The sequence below is a fragment of the Nocardia sp. NPDC049220 genome (genome assembly GCF_040647855.1).
Classification (GTDB): domain Bacteria; phylum Actinomycetota; class Actinomycetes; order Mycobacteriales; family Mycobacteriaceae; genus Nocardia.
Genome location: NZ_JBEZDA010000002.1, coordinates 591,620 through 607,724 on the forward strand (window position 1 = coordinate 591,620; position 16,105 = coordinate 607,724).

Sequence of the window (16,105 nt, forward strand, 5' to 3'; positions counted from 1 at the left end):
AGCTGGGGTCAGCGGCTCAGCGGCTGCCGTACTCAACGTTGTTCAGCAACGAGGAATCCTTGTCACCGCTGCGGTCGATTTCCGGGCGCGAGTTTTGCTGCACTGCCACGGTGATGAGGAGAACACCGATCACGCCCACGACGGCGCCGGCTACCGCACTCGCAACACCAGGGACAGCAAACTTCATCGCGGCACTCCAATACATCGATGCAGGCACATTCCCGGCCAACCTAGCAGGGCGTCCGGTATTTGTATGCGTTCAGGCCGTCATCTCGCCCAACGCGCCGCATCCGCGCTGAGCGTCGTCCGAGTCAGCCCGCTTCGGATCCCGCCGTACGGGCCGTGCGCGTGCGGACCGAGTCGTCGGCGAACTCAATGCGTGGGCAGGGCGCACTGCAGGGCGCTGAGCAAGGTCCGCAGTTTCGCGGTTGTCTCCTCGAGTTCGGCTTGCGGGTCGGAGGCCGCGACGATGCCGCCGCCCGCGTAGGCCTGCACCGTCCGTCCGTCGGCCGACAGCTCCGCGCTGCGGATCGCGACCACCCACGCACCGTCGCCGTGCGCGTCGCACCACCCGACGGCTCCGCCGTAGAACCCGCGATCCTGCTCTACCTGCGCGATGGCGTCGAGCGCGAGGTCGGTCGGGGTGCCGCAGACCGCGGGCGTCGGGTGCAACAGCAGAGCCAGGTCCAGCGCGGTGGTCGAGGTGTCGCGCAGGCGTCCGGCGATCGGCGTCGCGAGGTGCCAGACCTCATGGGTGCTGATCAGTTCCGGGCTGTCCGGAATGGACAACTCGGCGCAGACCGGGCCGAGTCGCTCTCGGATCCAATCGATGACGAAGGCGTGCTCGTCCCGATTCTTGGTGCTGGCCAGTAGTTCGTCGGCCTGTGCGGCATCACCCGCCGGGTCGGCGCGCCGCGGCAGGGTGCCCGCGAGCGGACGCAGCGTGACCACGTCGCCGTGGCGGGCGATCAGCACCTCGGGTGTGGCGCCGACCAGCGTCGCTCCGGTTCGTCCCGCGGGGGTCAGATCGACGGCGAAGACGTTAGCGTTCGGGTGCCTGGTCAGGAGATGGCCCACGACGAGCTGCGGGTCGAGTGCTTCGTGCGCCTCGGCCAGTACCGACCGTGCCGCAACCACCTTGCGCAGCGATTGCTTCGAATCGTTCAGCTGCTCAACCAGTTTCGTTACCCGCGCGACATGCTCCGCCGGGCTCGGCAACTCTGTGACCACGCGCACCGGGGGCAGGTCGGGAAGCGCGGCCGGCCGCCAGGGGCCGGCGGTGTACTCGGCGCGTGCGGGCACGCTCAGCGCCGTCGGGTGGCGCGGATCGAAGGGCAGCGCGCCGACGATCAGGTCCGCGGTCTTATCCCGTAGCGCCGCCACGGCTCGGCCCGCCTCGTCGAAGGTGACCCGACTGCCGTACGCCCGCACGACGTTGTCGGGCTGAGCCAGCAGGAATCCATCCATAGTGCCCCGACCCTAACCCCGCCGCGGTCCTCGACTCGGCCCAAAGCGACCGAAATCTCATGAGTGGACCCGACCGCGACCCGCAGCGAGTCAGGCGTTCTTCTCGGGTGGGACGAGAAAAACCGGGCGGTGGCAGTGCTTGAGAACGGCGTCGGCGACACTGCTGTGCACCAAGGCGCGCAAACCGGTGGCCCCGCGGGTACCGGCGACGATGATGTCGACGTCCAACTCGTCGGCACATTCGATGATGGCGTTCCAGATCGTGGTCGTACATTCGATCGTGCGTGCCTCGGCGTTCAGGCCGACGAGCTGGGCCAGCCGGACACCCTCCGTGTTGGTGAAGCGGGCGTCGACATACGCGACGTCCTCGATCTCGTCGTCGGGCACCCATTCCGGTTGCATGACACCGGAAAGCCCGGAGAGCCGAGCGGCTTGGCGCACCATCGGTTCCCACGCGGTCAGCACGATCGCCCGGTTCGCGCTGAGAAAGCGCCCGGCGTACTCGATGGCGCGCTTGGCATTCTCGGAACCGTCGTAGGCGATGAGCATTTGATCGCAGGACACGATGACCTCCCGGTGGAGACGCATGGCGATATCTCGAGATTACCCCCGCCGGGCCCGCCCGAACCCAATGATTCGCGCGACGACCTGGGCGGACGCGTTTACTGCTTTGGTCATGCGATCGTGCCCGTTGTGCGACACCGGTAACTCGTAGTCGAATCCGGTACGGCGCCACCGTGTCCGGGGAGGCTGCGTATCCGCGCGCGATGTATCCCCGCGCGACTATCGGACCTGGCGGCGTGTGGGCGTTTCGGCCAGTTCTGGGCGTAGCGGATGGGGTCCGTTTTCTCTCGCCGAGTACCGTTGACTCTCATGCGGAACACGCCTCTGCTCGTGCTTGCCGTTCTTGCCTTCGTCGCGACCGCGTGCTCGGGCGGTGGGTCGACCAGTGCGGCGTCGTCCACGCCGTCCGCGTCGTCTACCTCGGTGAATGCGACGACCGCGTTGGCAACCCCCGTGAGTTCCTCGGCACCGCCGGACTGCGCCGCGGGGTATCTGGCGCAGTTCAGCACGCGGGAGAAACTGGCCCAGCTGTTGACCGTCGGCGTGCGCGACGCCGCCGACGCGACCAATGTGGTGCGTACCGAGCAGGTCGGTGGCATCTTCGTCGGTGGCTGGACCGACGAGGCCCTGCTCGGCTCCGGCGAGATCGAGCAGGTCAAGCAGGCGGCCAAGGTCCCGCTGATGGTGACCATCGACGAGGAGGGCGGCCGTGTTTCCCGGGTCCGTAACTTGATCGGCGCCGTGCCGTCGGCACGTGTGACGGCCCAGACCATGAGCCCCGACGAGTACTATCGCGCGACGCTGACCAGGGGGCAGGCACTCAAGAACCTAGGTGTGACGGTGGACTTCGCCCCCGATGTCGATGTCAGCTCCCAGCCCGACGAGTCGGTGATCGGTGACCGCTCCTTCTCCGACGACCCAGCCGTCGTCACCCGGTTCGCGGACGCCTACATCCGCGCGATGCGCGAGGTCGGTGTCGGCACGGTGATGAAGCACTTCCCCGGTCACGGCTCCGGCTCCGGCGACTCGCACACCGGCGTGGTCCGCACTCCGCCGCTGGACGCGATGCAGAACGTCGACCTGGTGCCGTTCCGCAATCTGATCGGGTCGGGCGCGGCCGTGATGGTCGGCCATCTGGACGTGCCCGGTTTGACCACCCCGAACGTCCCGGCGAGCATCAGCCCGGAGGCGATGTCGCTGCTGCGGGGTGGCAGCGGCTACGGCGCGGCCCCATTCCAGGGTCCGATCTTCACCGACGACCTGGGCGGTATGGCGGCGATCACGAGCAGGTTGTCGATCGAGGACGCGGTCGAAGCCGCACTGGTCGCCGGTGCCGACAGCGCGCTGTGGATCACCACCGACGCGGTATCCCAAGTCCTCGATCGGCTGGAGCAGGCCGTGGCGAATGGACGTCTGCCGATGGCGCAGGTAGACGCCTCGGTGTTGCGGATGGCTGGTTTCAAGGGAACGCTGCCGCGCTGCTGACGCGCCGCGCGGCCAAGCTGGGCGTGGGGGGAGCACATCAGACCCCGCCGAAACTTACCTTGGAGTAATATGTGAGATTCACCATGTGGTAGGAGTGTGGATGGCGGGCGGAACGAAGCGACTTCCACGGGCGGTTCGTGAGCAGCAGATGCTCGACGCCGCCGTGGAGGTCTTCTCGCGTAAGGGCTTCCACGATACGTCGATGGACGCGATCGCTGCTGAGGCGAAGATATCGAAGCCGATGTTGTATCTGTACTACGGCTCCAAGGACGAACTGTTCCGCGCCTGCATCCAACGCGAGGGCCTGCGGTTCATCGAAGCCGTCGCGCCGGCCGGCAACCCGTTGCTCTCGCCGCATGAGCAGGTCCGCACCGCCCTGGAGGGGTTCCTCGGCTTCGTCGACCGTAATCGCCGCTCCTGGCAGGTGCTCTACCGGCAGGCCATCGGCCAGCAAGCGTTCGCTTCGGAGATCGAGAACGCGCGGGAGCGCGTCATCGAGTTGACTGCCAAGCTGCTGGAGTCCAGCGCCAAGCACGCCGAACCGGGAACGAACTTCGACGTTGTCGCGGTCGCCGTGATCGGTGCGGGCGAGGCGATCGCCGACCGCCTGGCCAGCGGTCGCATCGAGGTCACGGAGGCGGTGGACCTGCTCGACGATCTGGCCTGGCGCGGGCTCGCGGGCCGAAAGAAGGTCGAATAGCCCGCCGCATCCGCCCCACCGCTTGCCCACCGGCTTGACGGACTGTCAGAGTGCGGGGGTTCGGAAACGCGGACCGGCTCATTCGATCGAGTCGGGGGAAATGGGGCGGAAGTGTTCGGGTTGCTCAGGCCGTGTGCGCACGGCGCTCAGAAATACGGAATCGATGCGGCCGAGTGGCGCACGCATCTGTGCGGGTTGTGTCTCGGCTTGCGCGACGGGCACGGTCAGTTCGCTCGCATCGCCACCAACAAGGACGCGCTGGTGCTGAGCATGCTCACCGAAGCGCAGTCCGGCTCGGTAGTACGCACTACAGCAGCGCCCTGCCCGCTGCGCGGAATGCGCCGCGCGTCCGTGGCGACCGCCGATTCGCCTGGCGTGCAACTCGCCACTACGGCCTCGTTGCTGTTGGCGGCAGGCAAGATTCGCGATCACGTGGATGATGGCGACGTCACTGCGCTCGCCCGCACGCCGTTGACGAGAGCAGCCACTCGCTGGGCCGAGGACGCGCGCGTGAGCGCAGCGCGAATCGGCTTGGATGTCGAACCGCTAGTTGCCGCGCTCGGTGTCCAGACGATGCTCGAGCAAGCCGCGAGGGACGCGGCCGTCGTGTACAACTCGAGCCACACCATTCCGTTCGTGCCGGACACGCTTGGCGCGTCGGCACACTGGCGATCGGCGATGGGGTCCACGGCCGACCCATTGACCATGCTGACCGCGCCGACCCAACTATGCGCGTCGGCGTTTTTCGCGCACACCGCAGTACTGGCCGGTCGACCGGAGAACGTCGAGGCACTGCGCGAAGCAGGCTGGCAGTTCGGCCGGATCGCGCATCTGGCCGACGCCGTCACCGACTATGACGACGACGTGGCGCACAACCGCTTCAATCCGTTGGCGGTCACCGGGACGACGATTCCCGCGGCGTACGAGCAACTGCGGCAATCTAATTCGAGTCTGCGCTCGGCGATCGCGGCGGCCGAGCTCAGTCGGGTGCCCACCGTCCGATGGATGCTGCTCGACCCACTGGCCTCGGTGCTGCGTCGGCTGGGTAGCGGCATCGGGACATTCGTTGCGCACAGCTGCTCCGGCGCGCGCGGCACCGTCGACCTCCCGCACGGGCACGCGCGCGGGACGGGCCGGCGCCCGCCTACCCGTCGACCCGGTATCGGTGAATCGCTCGCCCTCATCCTGGGGGCCTACTGCACCGGTTACGCCTGCTGTGCCGACCACACCCGGCCCTGTACCGGCGAGCGCAAAGAGGCGTGGATCAAGAACTGCGATTGCGATGGCAGCTGCGGCGACTGCGGTAGCTGCGGTAACTGCTGCGAATGCGAGTGCTGCAACTGTGACTGTGACTGCGGTTGTTGATCTGCTCGCCCGAATCGGCGGGTTTCGTAGGTCGACATCGTTGCCAGCCGCACTCCGACAGCGCAAGTCGGAGTGCGGCCGCAGCGAACGGTCGACTCAGCGCAACGTGGCCGTCAGATGCGGGTACCCCTTCTTCGGGTGGAGCAACGCCAGGTCCCAGCCGCCTTCGGCCTGGTCGGCGTACACGTTTACCGTGGCGGGCAACAGAATCGGTTTGCCGAACTTGACCGCGTAGGTGGCGTGCTCCGGGATGCGACCCTCGATGGCGCCGAGCACGGTCGCCGCCGACCACATGCCGTGCGCGATCGATCTCGGGAAGCCGAATGCCTTGGCGCCCAACGTGGAGGTATGGATCGGATTGTGGTCACCGGACGCGGCAGCGTACCGGGTGATTGTCTTTTGATCGGCCCGCAGCGTACGCAGCGGTGGCGGCGGAACCTCCTCCGGTTTCGGCTCTGGCTTCGGGCCGCCCGACAGCGAGGTGCGCTGCTGGTGCAGGAAGGTGGTGACCTGGTGCCACACCAGCTCGCGCCCTACCCGCACGGCACTGATCGCGTCGACGAGTAACCCTTTCGGGTGCTCGCGCAGGTTCTCGACGTGGGTGCGGATGTCCAACGGCTCGCTCACCGAGATGTCGCGGGTGCGTTCGATCAGGTTCCGCGCGTGCACTGCGCCCACCGCGACGAACGGGAAGTCCCGCGCCACTACCAGCTGCATGGCCAGCGGGAAGGTGAGAATGAACGGGTAGGTCAGCGGCAGTGCGTCGCCGAACCGCAGACCGGTCGCCCGGCAGTAGGCCGCCAAATGATCCGGGTTCACGCGCACACCGTCGAGCTGGACGGCTCGGTCCGGCACCGTCGACTTGCGCGACGACAGCAACGGCACCGCGCCGAGCGCGGCCTTGACGAACAGGCTGCTGTTGCTCGGCGGTTCGGTCAGCGTGATCGTGTGCGTCATCATGCTCCGATCAGGCTCTGCCCGCAGACCCGAACGATATTGCCGGTCACCGCGTTCGAGGCCGGGTTCGCGAAGTACGCGATGGTCTCGGCGACATCGACGGTTTGTCCACCTTGCAGCAGCGAACTCATCAGGCGGCCCGCCTCGCGGGTGGCCAGCGGGATAGCGGCGGTCATCGCGGTCTCGATGAATCCGGGCGCGACCGCGTTGATGGTGATCCCGTGCGCCGCCAGCTTCGGCGCCTCGGCGTCGACCATGCCGATGACGCCCGCTTTGGAAGTGCCGTAATTGGTCTGGCCACGGTTGCCCGCGATACCGGCGATCGATGACACATCGATCACGCGCCCGCCCTCCTTCAGCGCGCCGCGGGCAACCAGGCCCTCGGTGATCCGGTACGGCGCCGCGAGGTTCACGGTGATGACCGAGTTCCAGCGGCTCTCGTCCATGTTCGCGAGCAATTTGTCGCGGGTGATGCCCGCGTTGTGCACGACGATGTCGATGCCGCCGAACCGCTCGGTAGCGAACTCGGCCAGCTTCTCGGCAGCGTCGGCGGCGGTGACATCGAGCGCGAGCGCGGTGCCGCCGACCTTGTTCGCGGTCTGGGACAGCGCCTCGCCGGCTGCCGGAATATCGGCCAAGATCACCCGGGCGCCGTCGCGGGCGAACACCTCCGCGATGGTTGCGCCGATCCCGCGCGCCGCGCCCGTGACGACGGCGACCTTGCCCTCTAGCGCGCGGTCCCAACTGGCCGGGGCGGACGCGTCCGCTTTGCCGACCCGGATGACCTGGCCGTCGACGAATGCCGACTTGGCCGAGAGTAGGAAGCGCAGGGTGGACTCGAGGCCGGTCGCGGCAGCCGACGCCTCCGGGTGCAGGTACACCAGCTGGGTGGTCGCGCCGCGCAGCAGTTCCTTCGCGATCGAGCGGGTGAAGCCCTCCAGTGCGCGCTGCGCGATCTGCTCTTCGGCGCTGGATACCAGCTCGGGCGTGGTGCCGATGACCACGATGCGCCCGGACGAGGCGATGCTGCGCATCGCGGGCTGGAAGAACTCGAACAGCTGGGAGAGGTCCTCGATCGAGCCGACGCCGGTGGCGTCGAACACCAGGGCGCCGTACTTGGTGCCGGTAGTCGGCGTGTCGGCGAAGGTGTAGTCCGACAGCAAAGCGCGGATCGGTTCGGCGACGCGGCCCTTGCCGCCGATCAGCACTGGGCCCGACAGCGGCGGCTCGCCCTTGACGTAGCGACGCAGGGTCTCCGGTCGCGGTAGGCCGAGTTTGCCTGCCAGGAACGCGCCGGGGGCGGAGTGTACGAACGATCCGTAGAGGTTGGGAGCACCCTTACTCTTGCTGGCTGCCACTATTCCTACCTTTTCTGAGGTCTGTCTCGCGGTCTGGGGTCGCCCCGGCATGGTTTTCTGGCGCACTTTCGCGGGGTACGTATCGACAACAAACTTACTCCAGAGTAAGTTTAAAGTAAACAACCGCGGACAGGCGCCGGTCTGCGTGGATTTCCCGCGTCGACACCGGCCGCCGAGACATCCATCCACGAGACCTTGGAGACTCGAGTGACTAGCAAAGCCCGTTCGGCGAAGAGCACCGCCAAAACCGGTAAGACCACCCGCCCGGTCGCGATCGTGGGTGGCAACCGGATTCCGTTCGCTCGTTCCGACAAGGCGTACGCGCACGCCTCCAATCAGGACATGTTCACCGCCGCGCTGGATGGCCTGGTCAGCCGTTTCGGCTTGCAGGGCGAGCGGCTCGGCATGGTCGTCGGCGGCGCAGTCCTGAAGCGGGTCGGTGAGCACGGCCTGATCCGGGAGAGCGTGCTCGGCAGCAAACTCAGCCCCTACACCCCGGCGCATGACCTCCAACTGGCCTGCGGTACCGGCCTTCAGGCGGTTGTCACCGTTGGTGACGCGATCGCCGCCGGCCGCATCGAGGTGGGCGTCGGCGGTGGCGTCGACACCACGTCCGACGCCCCGATCGGCGTCAGCGAAAGCATGCGTGAGTGGATGCTCGACGCCAACCGCGCCAAGACCACCAAAGATCGCCTCCGGCTGGTCGGCCACCTGCGCCCCACCATGCTCGGCATCGAGATCCCGCGCAACGCCGAACCGCGCACCGGTCTGTCCATGGGCGAGCACGCCGCCATCACCGCCAAAGAATTCGGCATCGCGCGCGAGGCGCAGGACGAACTGGCGTATCTGTCGCACAAGAACATGGCCGCCGCCTACGATCGCGGCTTCTTCGACGACCTGATCACCCCGTTTCTCGGGTTGACCCGCGACGACAATCTGCGGCCGAACTCCTCGATCGAAAAACTGGCCACCCTGAAGCCGGTCTTTGGCGTGCGAGCCGGCGACGCGACCATGACCGCGGGTAACTCCACCCCCCTGACCGACGGCGCGTCCACGGTACTGCTGTCCAGTCCGGAATGGGCCGCGCAGCGCAACCTCCCGGTGCTGGCAACCCTGGTCGACAGCGAAGTCGCCGCGGTCGACTACATCCACGGCCCGGACGGTCTGCTGATGGCGCCGACCTACGCTGTGCCGCGCATGCTCGCCCGCAATGGGCTGACCTTGCAGGACTTCGATTACTACGAGATTCACGAGGCGTTCGCCTCCGTGGTGCTGGCCACCCTGGCCGCATGGGAATCCGACGCCTACTGCAAGGAGCGCCTCGGCTTGGACGGCGCGCTCGGCTCGATCGACCGCAGCAAGCTCAACGTCAACGGTTCTTCGCTCGCGGCTGGTCACCCGTTCGCCGCGACCGGAGGTCGCATCGTCGCCTCCACCGCGAAGATGTTGGCGGAAAAGGGGTCCGGCCGGGCGCTGATCTCGATCTGTGCCGCGGGCGGTCAGGGCGTGGTCGCCATCGTCGAGCGATAGCCGCGGACGCGAGGGCGGTCCGGTCCGGAACCGGATCCGGCCGCCGCTGAAGCTGTTGCTGCACAACGAATGTGGCCCCTGACCGGAATTCCGTCCGGGGCCGTATTCGTCGTATTTGTCGGCTACTTCCCAGGTAACTCGAGGTGCCCGCCGAACGCTTGGCGCATCGCCGAGAGCATTTTGTCCGCGTACAGCGAATCGCCTCGAGAGGAGAACCGCGCGAACAAAGCGGACGACAGCACCGGCACGGGCACACCGGTGTCGATCGCGGCATCGATCGTCCAGCGGCCCTCGCCGGAATCCGATACCCGGCCGTAGAACGATTCCAGGTTCGGGTCGGCGTGCAGGGCTCCGGCCGTGAGATCTAGCAACCAAGAGGCAACCACGGAACCGCGCCGCCACACTTCCGCGACCTCGGGCACGTCGATGTCGTACCTGTAGTACTCGGGGTGCTCGAGCGGCGTTTCTTCCGCGGAGAATTCGCCCGCGTTCGTCGCGCCGCAGTTCGCCTTGTGCAGGATGTTCAGGCCCTCGGCGTAAGCGGCCATCATGCCGTACTCGATGCCGTTGTGCACCATCTTCACGAAGTGCCCCGCGCCCGCCGGTCCACAGTGCAGGTAGCCCTGCTCGGCAGTGGAGGCCGCCCCGCCCCGCCCCGGTGTCCGCTCGGCCGCCGCCAGGCCCGGCGCGATGGACTTCAGCAACGGGTCCAGGTATCGCACTTGCTCGGCCTCGCCGCCAATCATCAGGCAGTAGCCGCGGACCAGTCCGAAAACGCCACCTGAGGTGCCGATATCCAGGTAGTGGATGCCCTGGGGCTTCAGCTGCGCGGCCCGCTCGATGTCCGCGTGATACCGACTGTTGCCGCCGTCGATAATGATGTCGCCGGGCTCGAGCAACTCTGCGACCCGGGTGATCACGGTGCTGGTAGCGCCTGCGGGAATCATCACCCACACCACGCGCGGCGTCTCGAGCCTGCTGACGAAATCGGCGAGATCGGTAGAGCCCTGAAAATCGGCACCCAGCTCGGCACTCAGTTCGCCGATGTGCTTGGGGTGGCGTTCGTATCCGACTGCGGTGTGTCCGTCCACGACGACGCGGCGCACGATATTGGCGCCCATCCTGCCGAGACCGATCATTCCCAGCTGCATACCATCCATCTCCCTTGTCTCTGGTCGAGCGTGTGTGGTGAGAGGTTGTCCATCGATTGTCCCGCGTGGGATCGGTCACGGTTCGTCCGACGGGTGTAACGCCGCGCGCGTCGTACCGATAGACATTTCGGCTCCGCGTAGTTGCCAGACCCCCGACCCGGCACCTGCGCGGGGCCTTCCCATGTTCTACCCGGTCTTTGCGCGGGGTTCGCTGCAGGTTTTTCGCCCGGCTGGCCACCTCGGCGAGGACCACTATCGTTGGCAGAGACCCACTTTTGGGTTTGAACTTCAACTGAACGGGGAGGACGGTTCGTGACGAGCCAGCCGAACATCGGACGCAGCAGCCCGCAGCAGGCTGGCGAAGTCGGATTACGTCAACTCCTCCGGTCGGACCCGCACCGGGACGCGGGTATGTCGGGCGGCTGGGATGGTGATTCCGCGCCGACCCAGCCGATACAAGCCGGCCGACGGCCGGTGCCGTCCGCGCCACGGCGGGTGCCCGCGCGTAGTCCGAAGTCCGGCCCGCTGCCGAAGCGGCTCGACACCGCCACGGTGCGCCGAGCGGGCATTGCTGTCGGCGCGGTGCTCGTGGTGGCCGGCCTCGGATACGCGGTGGACTGGGTGTTGTCCTCGGGTGAGGTGCCGCGGGGCACCGTCGTCGCGGGTGTGGACATCGGGGGTATGGCCGAGGCCGATGCCGATGCCGCGCTGCGTACCGAGCTCGAGCCCAGAGCGGACCGCGAACTTCCGCTGCGCATCGGTGACGTGCAGACCCGTCTCGTGCCCAGCGCGGCGGGGCTGGCGGTGGACTGGGACGGTACCTGGTCGCGGATCGGTACTCAACCGCTCAACCCGGTCACCCGGCTCCTCTCGTTCTTCACCACCCATGATGTCTCGATCGCCAGCGTGATCGACGACTCCGCCTTGCAACGTCAACTGACGGACCTACGGGTACACGATCGGCCGTCGGTGGAGGGCACCATCGTTTTCGACCAGGCCCGTCCCATTGCGGTGCCACCCGTTCCGGGACGTGTGCTCGACCTTGCCGCCGCGCGCGAGGCATTGGTCGACAACTGGATCACCGGTGCGCCACTGGACCTTCCGGTCGCCCCCGCACCACTGACGGTGCGTCCCGAGGCGGTCGATCAGGCGCTACAAGACATCGCTCAGCCCGCCGTGCGAGCGCCGATCACATTCACGGGCAAGGATGCCGCGGCCACGCTCACGCCGGAGCAGATCGCCTCGGTGCTGACCTTCGTGCCCGACGGGCAGGGCGGTCTCACCGTCGCGGTGAACCAGGACGCCGCGATCGGATTGGCGGCGCCGCAGCTGGTGCCCTCGGAGATCGAACCGAAGGACGCGACGTTCGCCGTGTCCGGGGGCAGGCCGACGGTTGTTCCCGCTGTGGTCGGCGACAAGATCAACTGGCCCAAGACGTTCGAGCAGTTCACCGCGCTGCTCGTCGCGCCGGGCGAGCGGACCACGCAGGCGGTCTACGAACGGGTCGAACCGAAGTTGACCACCGAGGTGGCACAGAGCCTCGGCGTCGTGGAGACCATGGGTTCGTTCACCACCAACGGCTTCAGCGGGCCCTCCGGCGTCAACATCCGTACGGTGGCAAAGAAGGTCAACGGTGCGATCGTGAAGCCGGGAGACACGTTCTCGCTCAACGATTTCACCGGCCCCCGCGGCACGGCCGAAGGATACGTCGAGTCCGGCATCATCGACCACGGGCGCCCCAGCACGGCCGTCGGCGGCGGGATCAGTCAGTTCGCCACCACCCTTTACAACGCAGCGTACTTCGCGGGTCTGGAGGACGCGGGCCACACCGAACACAGCTACTACATCTCCCGCTACCCTGCGGCCCGCGAGGCCACCGTCTTCGACGGCGCGATCGACCTGAAATTCCGCAACAGCAGCCAATCCGGTATCTACATCGAGGCTTTCACCACCGACTCGGAGATCACCGTCCGGCTCTGGGGCACCAAGACAGTCGACGTCGAATCCGAGACCGGCGAGCGCACCAAGCCCACCGACCCGAACACCGTCACCCTGCCCAAGGGCAAGGACTGCATCGCCAGCGAGGGCGCCCCTGGCTTCACTACCTCCGACACTCGGATCATCACCGACCGCAAGACCGGCCGTGAAGTATCTCGCCGGACCCGCACGGTCAAGTATGACCCGGTGCCGATCGTGAAATGCGAATGAGCCTGCGCGAGAGGATCAGAGCGGCGTTCGCATCAGCAGCACGTTGTACTGGGTGTGCTGGGTGAGCAGGAAGTAGAGGTCACTGCCCGTTTGGTACGGGAAGATCATCGGTGCGTAGGCGGTGGGCAGGGTCGGCGCGTCGATCAGGACGCGCGGTTCGCTCCACGGCCCCGCGGGGGCTGATGCGGTCCGCAGGACGACATTGTTGGCTGGGTCCGTGCTGAGCATGACGTACCGGCCGAGGTAGCTGTTCCACATCACCGAAAGTTCGCCGACACCGCCGACGATCGGGGCAGCGGTCTTGGCGTCACCGGGCTTCCAGGCGCCACCGTCCCAGTATTCGTAGGCGTCGATGTCGGCGATCTCGGATTCTTTCGCGCGAGAAATGAATCCGGGGTTGCCGCGGCCGGCGGGCGTGCCGTAGCGGTAGACGTAGCCGTCGGCCTTCAAGAAGGCATTCTGCTGAAACTTCTCCTGGCCGTCGACATTTGCGCGGCGGGTGTTGGTGAGTTGTGTCCAGGTGGTGCCGCCGTCACGGGAGGCGGCGAGGGTGGCGAAATTGGTGTTCCACTTCCCATGCTCGCCCCATTCGCGGACCGACATCATGCTCATGTACTGCACACCGCCGACCGAGATGCCCGCCGTCGGAATCAGGCTGATCTCGATGCCGGGAATCTTGGGACTCGGCAGCGGATTCGGCACGACATCGTCGAACAGGATGCCGTTGGACGGATCGTGGGTAGCGCTGCGGAACAGTACGTTACTGGTCCAGGCCCAGACACTGCCCGCGAGGAGGTTGGGAATGCCGACACCCGCGCTGTCGCCGAAGGCGGTGATCATCCGGCCGTTGCCGTCGTCCCACATGACGCCGAGGTCGGTGCCGAGTACGTTGGCGTTCTGGGTGCGGTTCGGACTATCCATGCCGGTCACCTGGAACACGGCTTTCGTCGGGCCGGGCAGGGTTGGCAGGCCGTGGATGCCGTTGAGCGCCGGGATCGGCATGACATTGTTCGGGTCGGCGCCGGCGGGCGCGGCCGCGGCGAGGGAGAGGACCGCGGCGAGCGCACCGGCTTTGGCGAGTGCGGACAGCGATCGAGTCATCCGGACGGTCCCTTCTCCTGGCACGACGGTCTGCCCGGATATTGTGCCGGTTCAACGCTGTCGTGTCGCGTACATCGGGGAGACGAATCGGACCTTCAGCCGCTGATCGCCGCAGGACTGTTCGTAAACCGTCGAGTCAGTCGGACCCCGCGTGCTCATCGAGCGGCCTCGCCCGGTGGCGGGGGTGCGCACGGAATCTGTCGTGGTGGATGTCTTCGGACCGCCGACCGATAGGCCAGCGGACCTGCCCATGATGCGGAAACCGGCCCGGAGAGATTCTCCGGGCCGGAAGCCGCCGACCGTCAGAAAGCGGCTTCGTCCAACTCCATGATGTCGTTGTCCAACGCGGACAGGACGGTGCGGGTGGCGGTCAACTCCGGCAGGATGTTGCGCGCGAAGAACTGCGCGACCGCGATCTTGCCCTGGTAGAACGACTCGTCGGCACTGGCTGCGCCGCCCACATGCACGTCGGCCGACACGGTATCGTCGAGCGCCGCGATGGCGATCTCGGCGTGGCGCAGCAGCAGCCACCCGATGAGCAGGTCGCCGACCGCGAGCAGAAAGCGCACCGAACCGAGACCGACCTTGTACAGCTCGGACGGCTGCTCTTGGGCCCCCATCAGGTGGGCGGTGAGCGTGGCGGCCATGGCCTGCACGTCTTCCAGCGCGGTGGCCAGCAGCTTGCGCTCGCTCTTCAGCCGGCCGTTGCCCGCCTCGGAGTCGATGAACTTCTGCACCTGGCCGAGTACATGGCCCAGCGCGACGCCGCGGTCACGGGCGATCTTGCGGAAGAAGAAGTCCTGCGCCTGGATGGCGGTGGTGCCTTCGTACAGCGAGTCGATCTTGGCATCCCGGATGTACTGCTCGATCGGGTAATCCTGTAGGAAGCCGGAACCGCCGAGGGTCTGCAGCGATTCGGTCAGGTACTGGTATGCCCGCTCGGATCCGACGCCCTTGACGATGGGCAGCAGTAGATCGTTGACCCGCGCGGCCAGGTCGGCGTCCGCGCCGGACACGTGCTGCGCGACATCGGCGTTCTGGTGGGCGGCGGTGTACATATACACCGCGCGCAGGCCCTCCGCGTACGCCTTCTGGGTGGCCAGCGAACGACGGACATCGGGGTGGTGGGCGATGGTCACGCGCGGCGCGGCTTTGTCGGTCATCCGGGTCAGGTCGGCGCCCTGGACTCGCTCCTTGGCGTAGTCGCGGGCATTCAGGTAACCGGTCGACAGTGTCGCGATGGCCTTCGTGCCGACCATCATGCGCGCGTGCTCGATGACGTCGAACATCTGCGCGATGCCGTTGTGCACCTCACCGACCAGCCATCCCGTGGCCGGGATGCCGTGGCCGCCGAAGGTGATCTCACAGGTGGCCGACACCTTCAAGCCCATCTTGTGCTCGACGTTGGTGACGAATGCGCCGTTGCGCTCGCCCAGTTCGCCGGTCTCGTGGTCGAAGTGGAACTTCGGCACGAAGAACAGTGACAGGCCTTTGGTGCCCGCGCCCGCGCCCTCGGGTCGCGCCAGCACCAGGTGCATGATGTTCGGGAACAGGTCGTCGGAGTCGGCCGAGGTGATGAAGCGCTTGACGCCTTCGATATGCCAGGAGCCGTCTTCCTGCTTAACGGCCTTGGTGCGGCCCGCGCCCACGTCGGATCCGGCGTCGGGCTCGGTCAAGACCATGGTGGCGCCCCAACCCTGCTCGGCGGCGATCTTCGCCCAGCCTTTCTGCTCTTCGGTGGCGTTGTTGTAGAAGATGTTGGCGAACCCGGGACCCGCGGCATACATGAAGGCGGCGGGCTGCGCGCCCAGGATCAGTTCGGAGATGGCCCAGTAGGCCGCGCGCGGAATGGGCAGGCCGCCGAGTTCCTCGGCAATGCCCAACCGGTCCCAACCGCCGTCCTGGATGGTGCGGTAACTCTTCTTGAAAGACTCGGGCAGGGTGATTGTGTGGGTTGCGGGGTCGAAGACCGGCGGGTTGCGGTCGGCGTCGGCGAAGGATTCGCCGAGCGGCCCCTCGGCCAGACGCCGCACCTCGTTGAGCATCTCCTTGACGGTGTCCGCGTCGAGGTCGCCGTAGGCGCCGCTGTCCAGGATGGGACCGAGGCCGAGGACCTCGAAGAGGTTGAACTCCAGGTCGCGGACATTGCTCTTGTAGTGACCCATCTCAGTACTCTCTCCGTTGAGTGTGGTGCGGTCGGTTGCTGCCGTTCCCGCCCG

The 16,105-nt window shown here is 66.9% G+C and carries 13 protein-coding genes; 5 read left to right on the forward strand and 8 right to left on the reverse strand.

Annotation, left to right across the window (positions count from 1 at the left end; genetic code table 11):
- Nucleotides 1-16: 16 nt before the first annotated feature.
- From AB0C34_RS09785 to AB0C34_RS09795, 3 genes are all read right to left on the reverse strand, one after another.
- On the reverse strand, nt 17-187 hold the full coding sequence (locus tag AB0C34_RS09785; RefSeq protein WP_357070118.1) for a DUF2613 domain-containing protein: 171 nt from the start codon (nt 185-187) through the stop codon (nt 17-19).
- A gap of 185 nt (nt 188-372) precedes the next feature.
- Nucleotides 373-1,467, reverse strand: coding sequence for an isochorismate synthase (locus tag AB0C34_RS09790; protein WP_357069379.1), 1,095 nt, complete (start codon nt 1,465-1,467; stop codon nt 373-375).
- A gap of 90 nt (nt 1,468-1,557) precedes the next feature.
- Nucleotides 1,558-2,031: a universal stress protein gene (locus AB0C34_RS09795; protein ID WP_357070120.1), complete on the reverse strand. Its 474-nt coding sequence runs from the start codon at nt 2,029-2,031 to the stop codon at nt 1,558-1,560.
- 309 nt (nt 2,032-2,340) lie between these two features.
- Between AB0C34_RS09795 and AB0C34_RS09800 the strand changes: the two genes are divergently transcribed.
- The 3 genes from AB0C34_RS09800 to AB0C34_RS09810 all read left to right on the forward strand — a co-directional run bounded on the left by AB0C34_RS09800 (nt 2,341) and on the right by AB0C34_RS09810 (nt 5,581).
- The gene (locus AB0C34_RS09800) at nt 2,341-3,516 is read left to right on the forward strand and encodes a glycoside hydrolase family 3 N-terminal domain-containing protein (RefSeq protein WP_357069381.1); all 1,176 of its coding nucleotides are present in this window, start codon (nt 2,341-2,343) and stop codon (nt 3,514-3,516) included.
- Nucleotides 3,517-3,616: 100 nt separating this feature from the next.
- Nucleotides 3,617-4,216, forward strand: a complete 600-nt coding sequence (locus tag AB0C34_RS09805; RefSeq protein WP_357069383.1) for a TetR/AcrR family transcriptional regulator — start codon at nt 3,617-3,619, stop codon at nt 4,214-4,216.
- 111 nt (nt 4,217-4,327) lie between these two features.
- Nucleotides 4,328-5,581 (forward strand): DUF5685 family protein, encoded by a 1,254-nt coding sequence (locus AB0C34_RS09810; protein WP_357069385.1) that lies wholly within the window; start codon nt 4,328-4,330, stop codon nt 5,579-5,581.
- A 96-nt stretch (nt 5,582-5,677) separates the two neighbouring features.
- Here the strand turns inward: AB0C34_RS09810 and AB0C34_RS09815 are convergent, their stop codons facing one another.
- Entirely contained in the window at nt 5,678-6,538 is an 861-nt protein-coding gene (locus AB0C34_RS09815) for a MaoC/PaaZ C-terminal domain-containing protein (protein WP_357069387.1), read from the reverse strand.
- Complete coding sequence (locus tag AB0C34_RS09820) at nt 6,538-7,896, reverse strand: 3-oxoacyl-ACP reductase (RefSeq protein ID WP_357069389.1); 1,359 nt, start codon at nt 7,894-7,896, stop codon at nt 6,538-6,540. Before AB0C34_RS09820 ends, AB0C34_RS09815 begins: the two co-directional genes overlap by 1 nt.
- Before the next feature lie 207 nt (nt 7,897-8,103).
- Between AB0C34_RS09820 and AB0C34_RS09825 the strand changes: the two genes are divergently transcribed.
- Nucleotides 8,104-9,426: an acetyl-CoA C-acetyltransferase gene (locus tag AB0C34_RS09825; RefSeq protein WP_357069391.1), complete on the forward strand. Its 1,323-nt coding sequence runs from the start codon at nt 8,104-8,106 to the stop codon at nt 9,424-9,426.
- A gap of 122 nt (nt 9,427-9,548) precedes the next feature.
- Here the strand turns inward: AB0C34_RS09825 and gnd are convergent, their stop codons facing one another.
- The gene (gene gnd / locus AB0C34_RS09830; protein WP_357069393.1) at nt 9,549-10,577 is read right to left on the reverse strand and encodes a phosphogluconate dehydrogenase (NAD(+)-dependent, decarboxylating); all 1,029 of its coding nucleotides are present in this window, start codon (nt 10,575-10,577) and stop codon (nt 9,549-9,551) included.
- A gap of 312 nt (nt 10,578-10,889) precedes the next feature.
- Here gnd and AB0C34_RS09835 point away from each other — a divergent pair, with 312 nt between their 5' ends.
- Nucleotides 10,890-12,785, forward strand: a complete 1,896-nt coding sequence (locus AB0C34_RS09835; protein WP_357069395.1) for a VanW family protein — start codon at nt 10,890-10,892, stop codon at nt 12,783-12,785.
- A gap of 15 nt (nt 12,786-12,800) precedes the next feature.
- Here AB0C34_RS09835 and AB0C34_RS09840 read toward each other — a convergent pair whose 3' ends face one another.
- Together AB0C34_RS09840 and AB0C34_RS09845 are read right to left on the reverse strand one after the other, a co-directional pair.
- The gene (locus AB0C34_RS09840; protein ID WP_357069397.1) at nt 12,801-13,886 is read right to left on the reverse strand and encodes a DUF4185 domain-containing protein; all 1,086 of its coding nucleotides are present in this window, start codon (nt 13,884-13,886) and stop codon (nt 12,801-12,803) included.
- Between the two features lie 302 nt (nt 13,887-14,188).
- Nucleotides 14,189-16,051: an acyl-CoA dehydrogenase gene (locus AB0C34_RS09845; RefSeq protein ID WP_357069399.1), complete on the reverse strand. Its 1,863-nt coding sequence runs from the start codon at nt 16,049-16,051 to the stop codon at nt 14,189-14,191.
- Between the last annotated feature and the right edge of the window lie 54 nt (nt 16,052-16,105).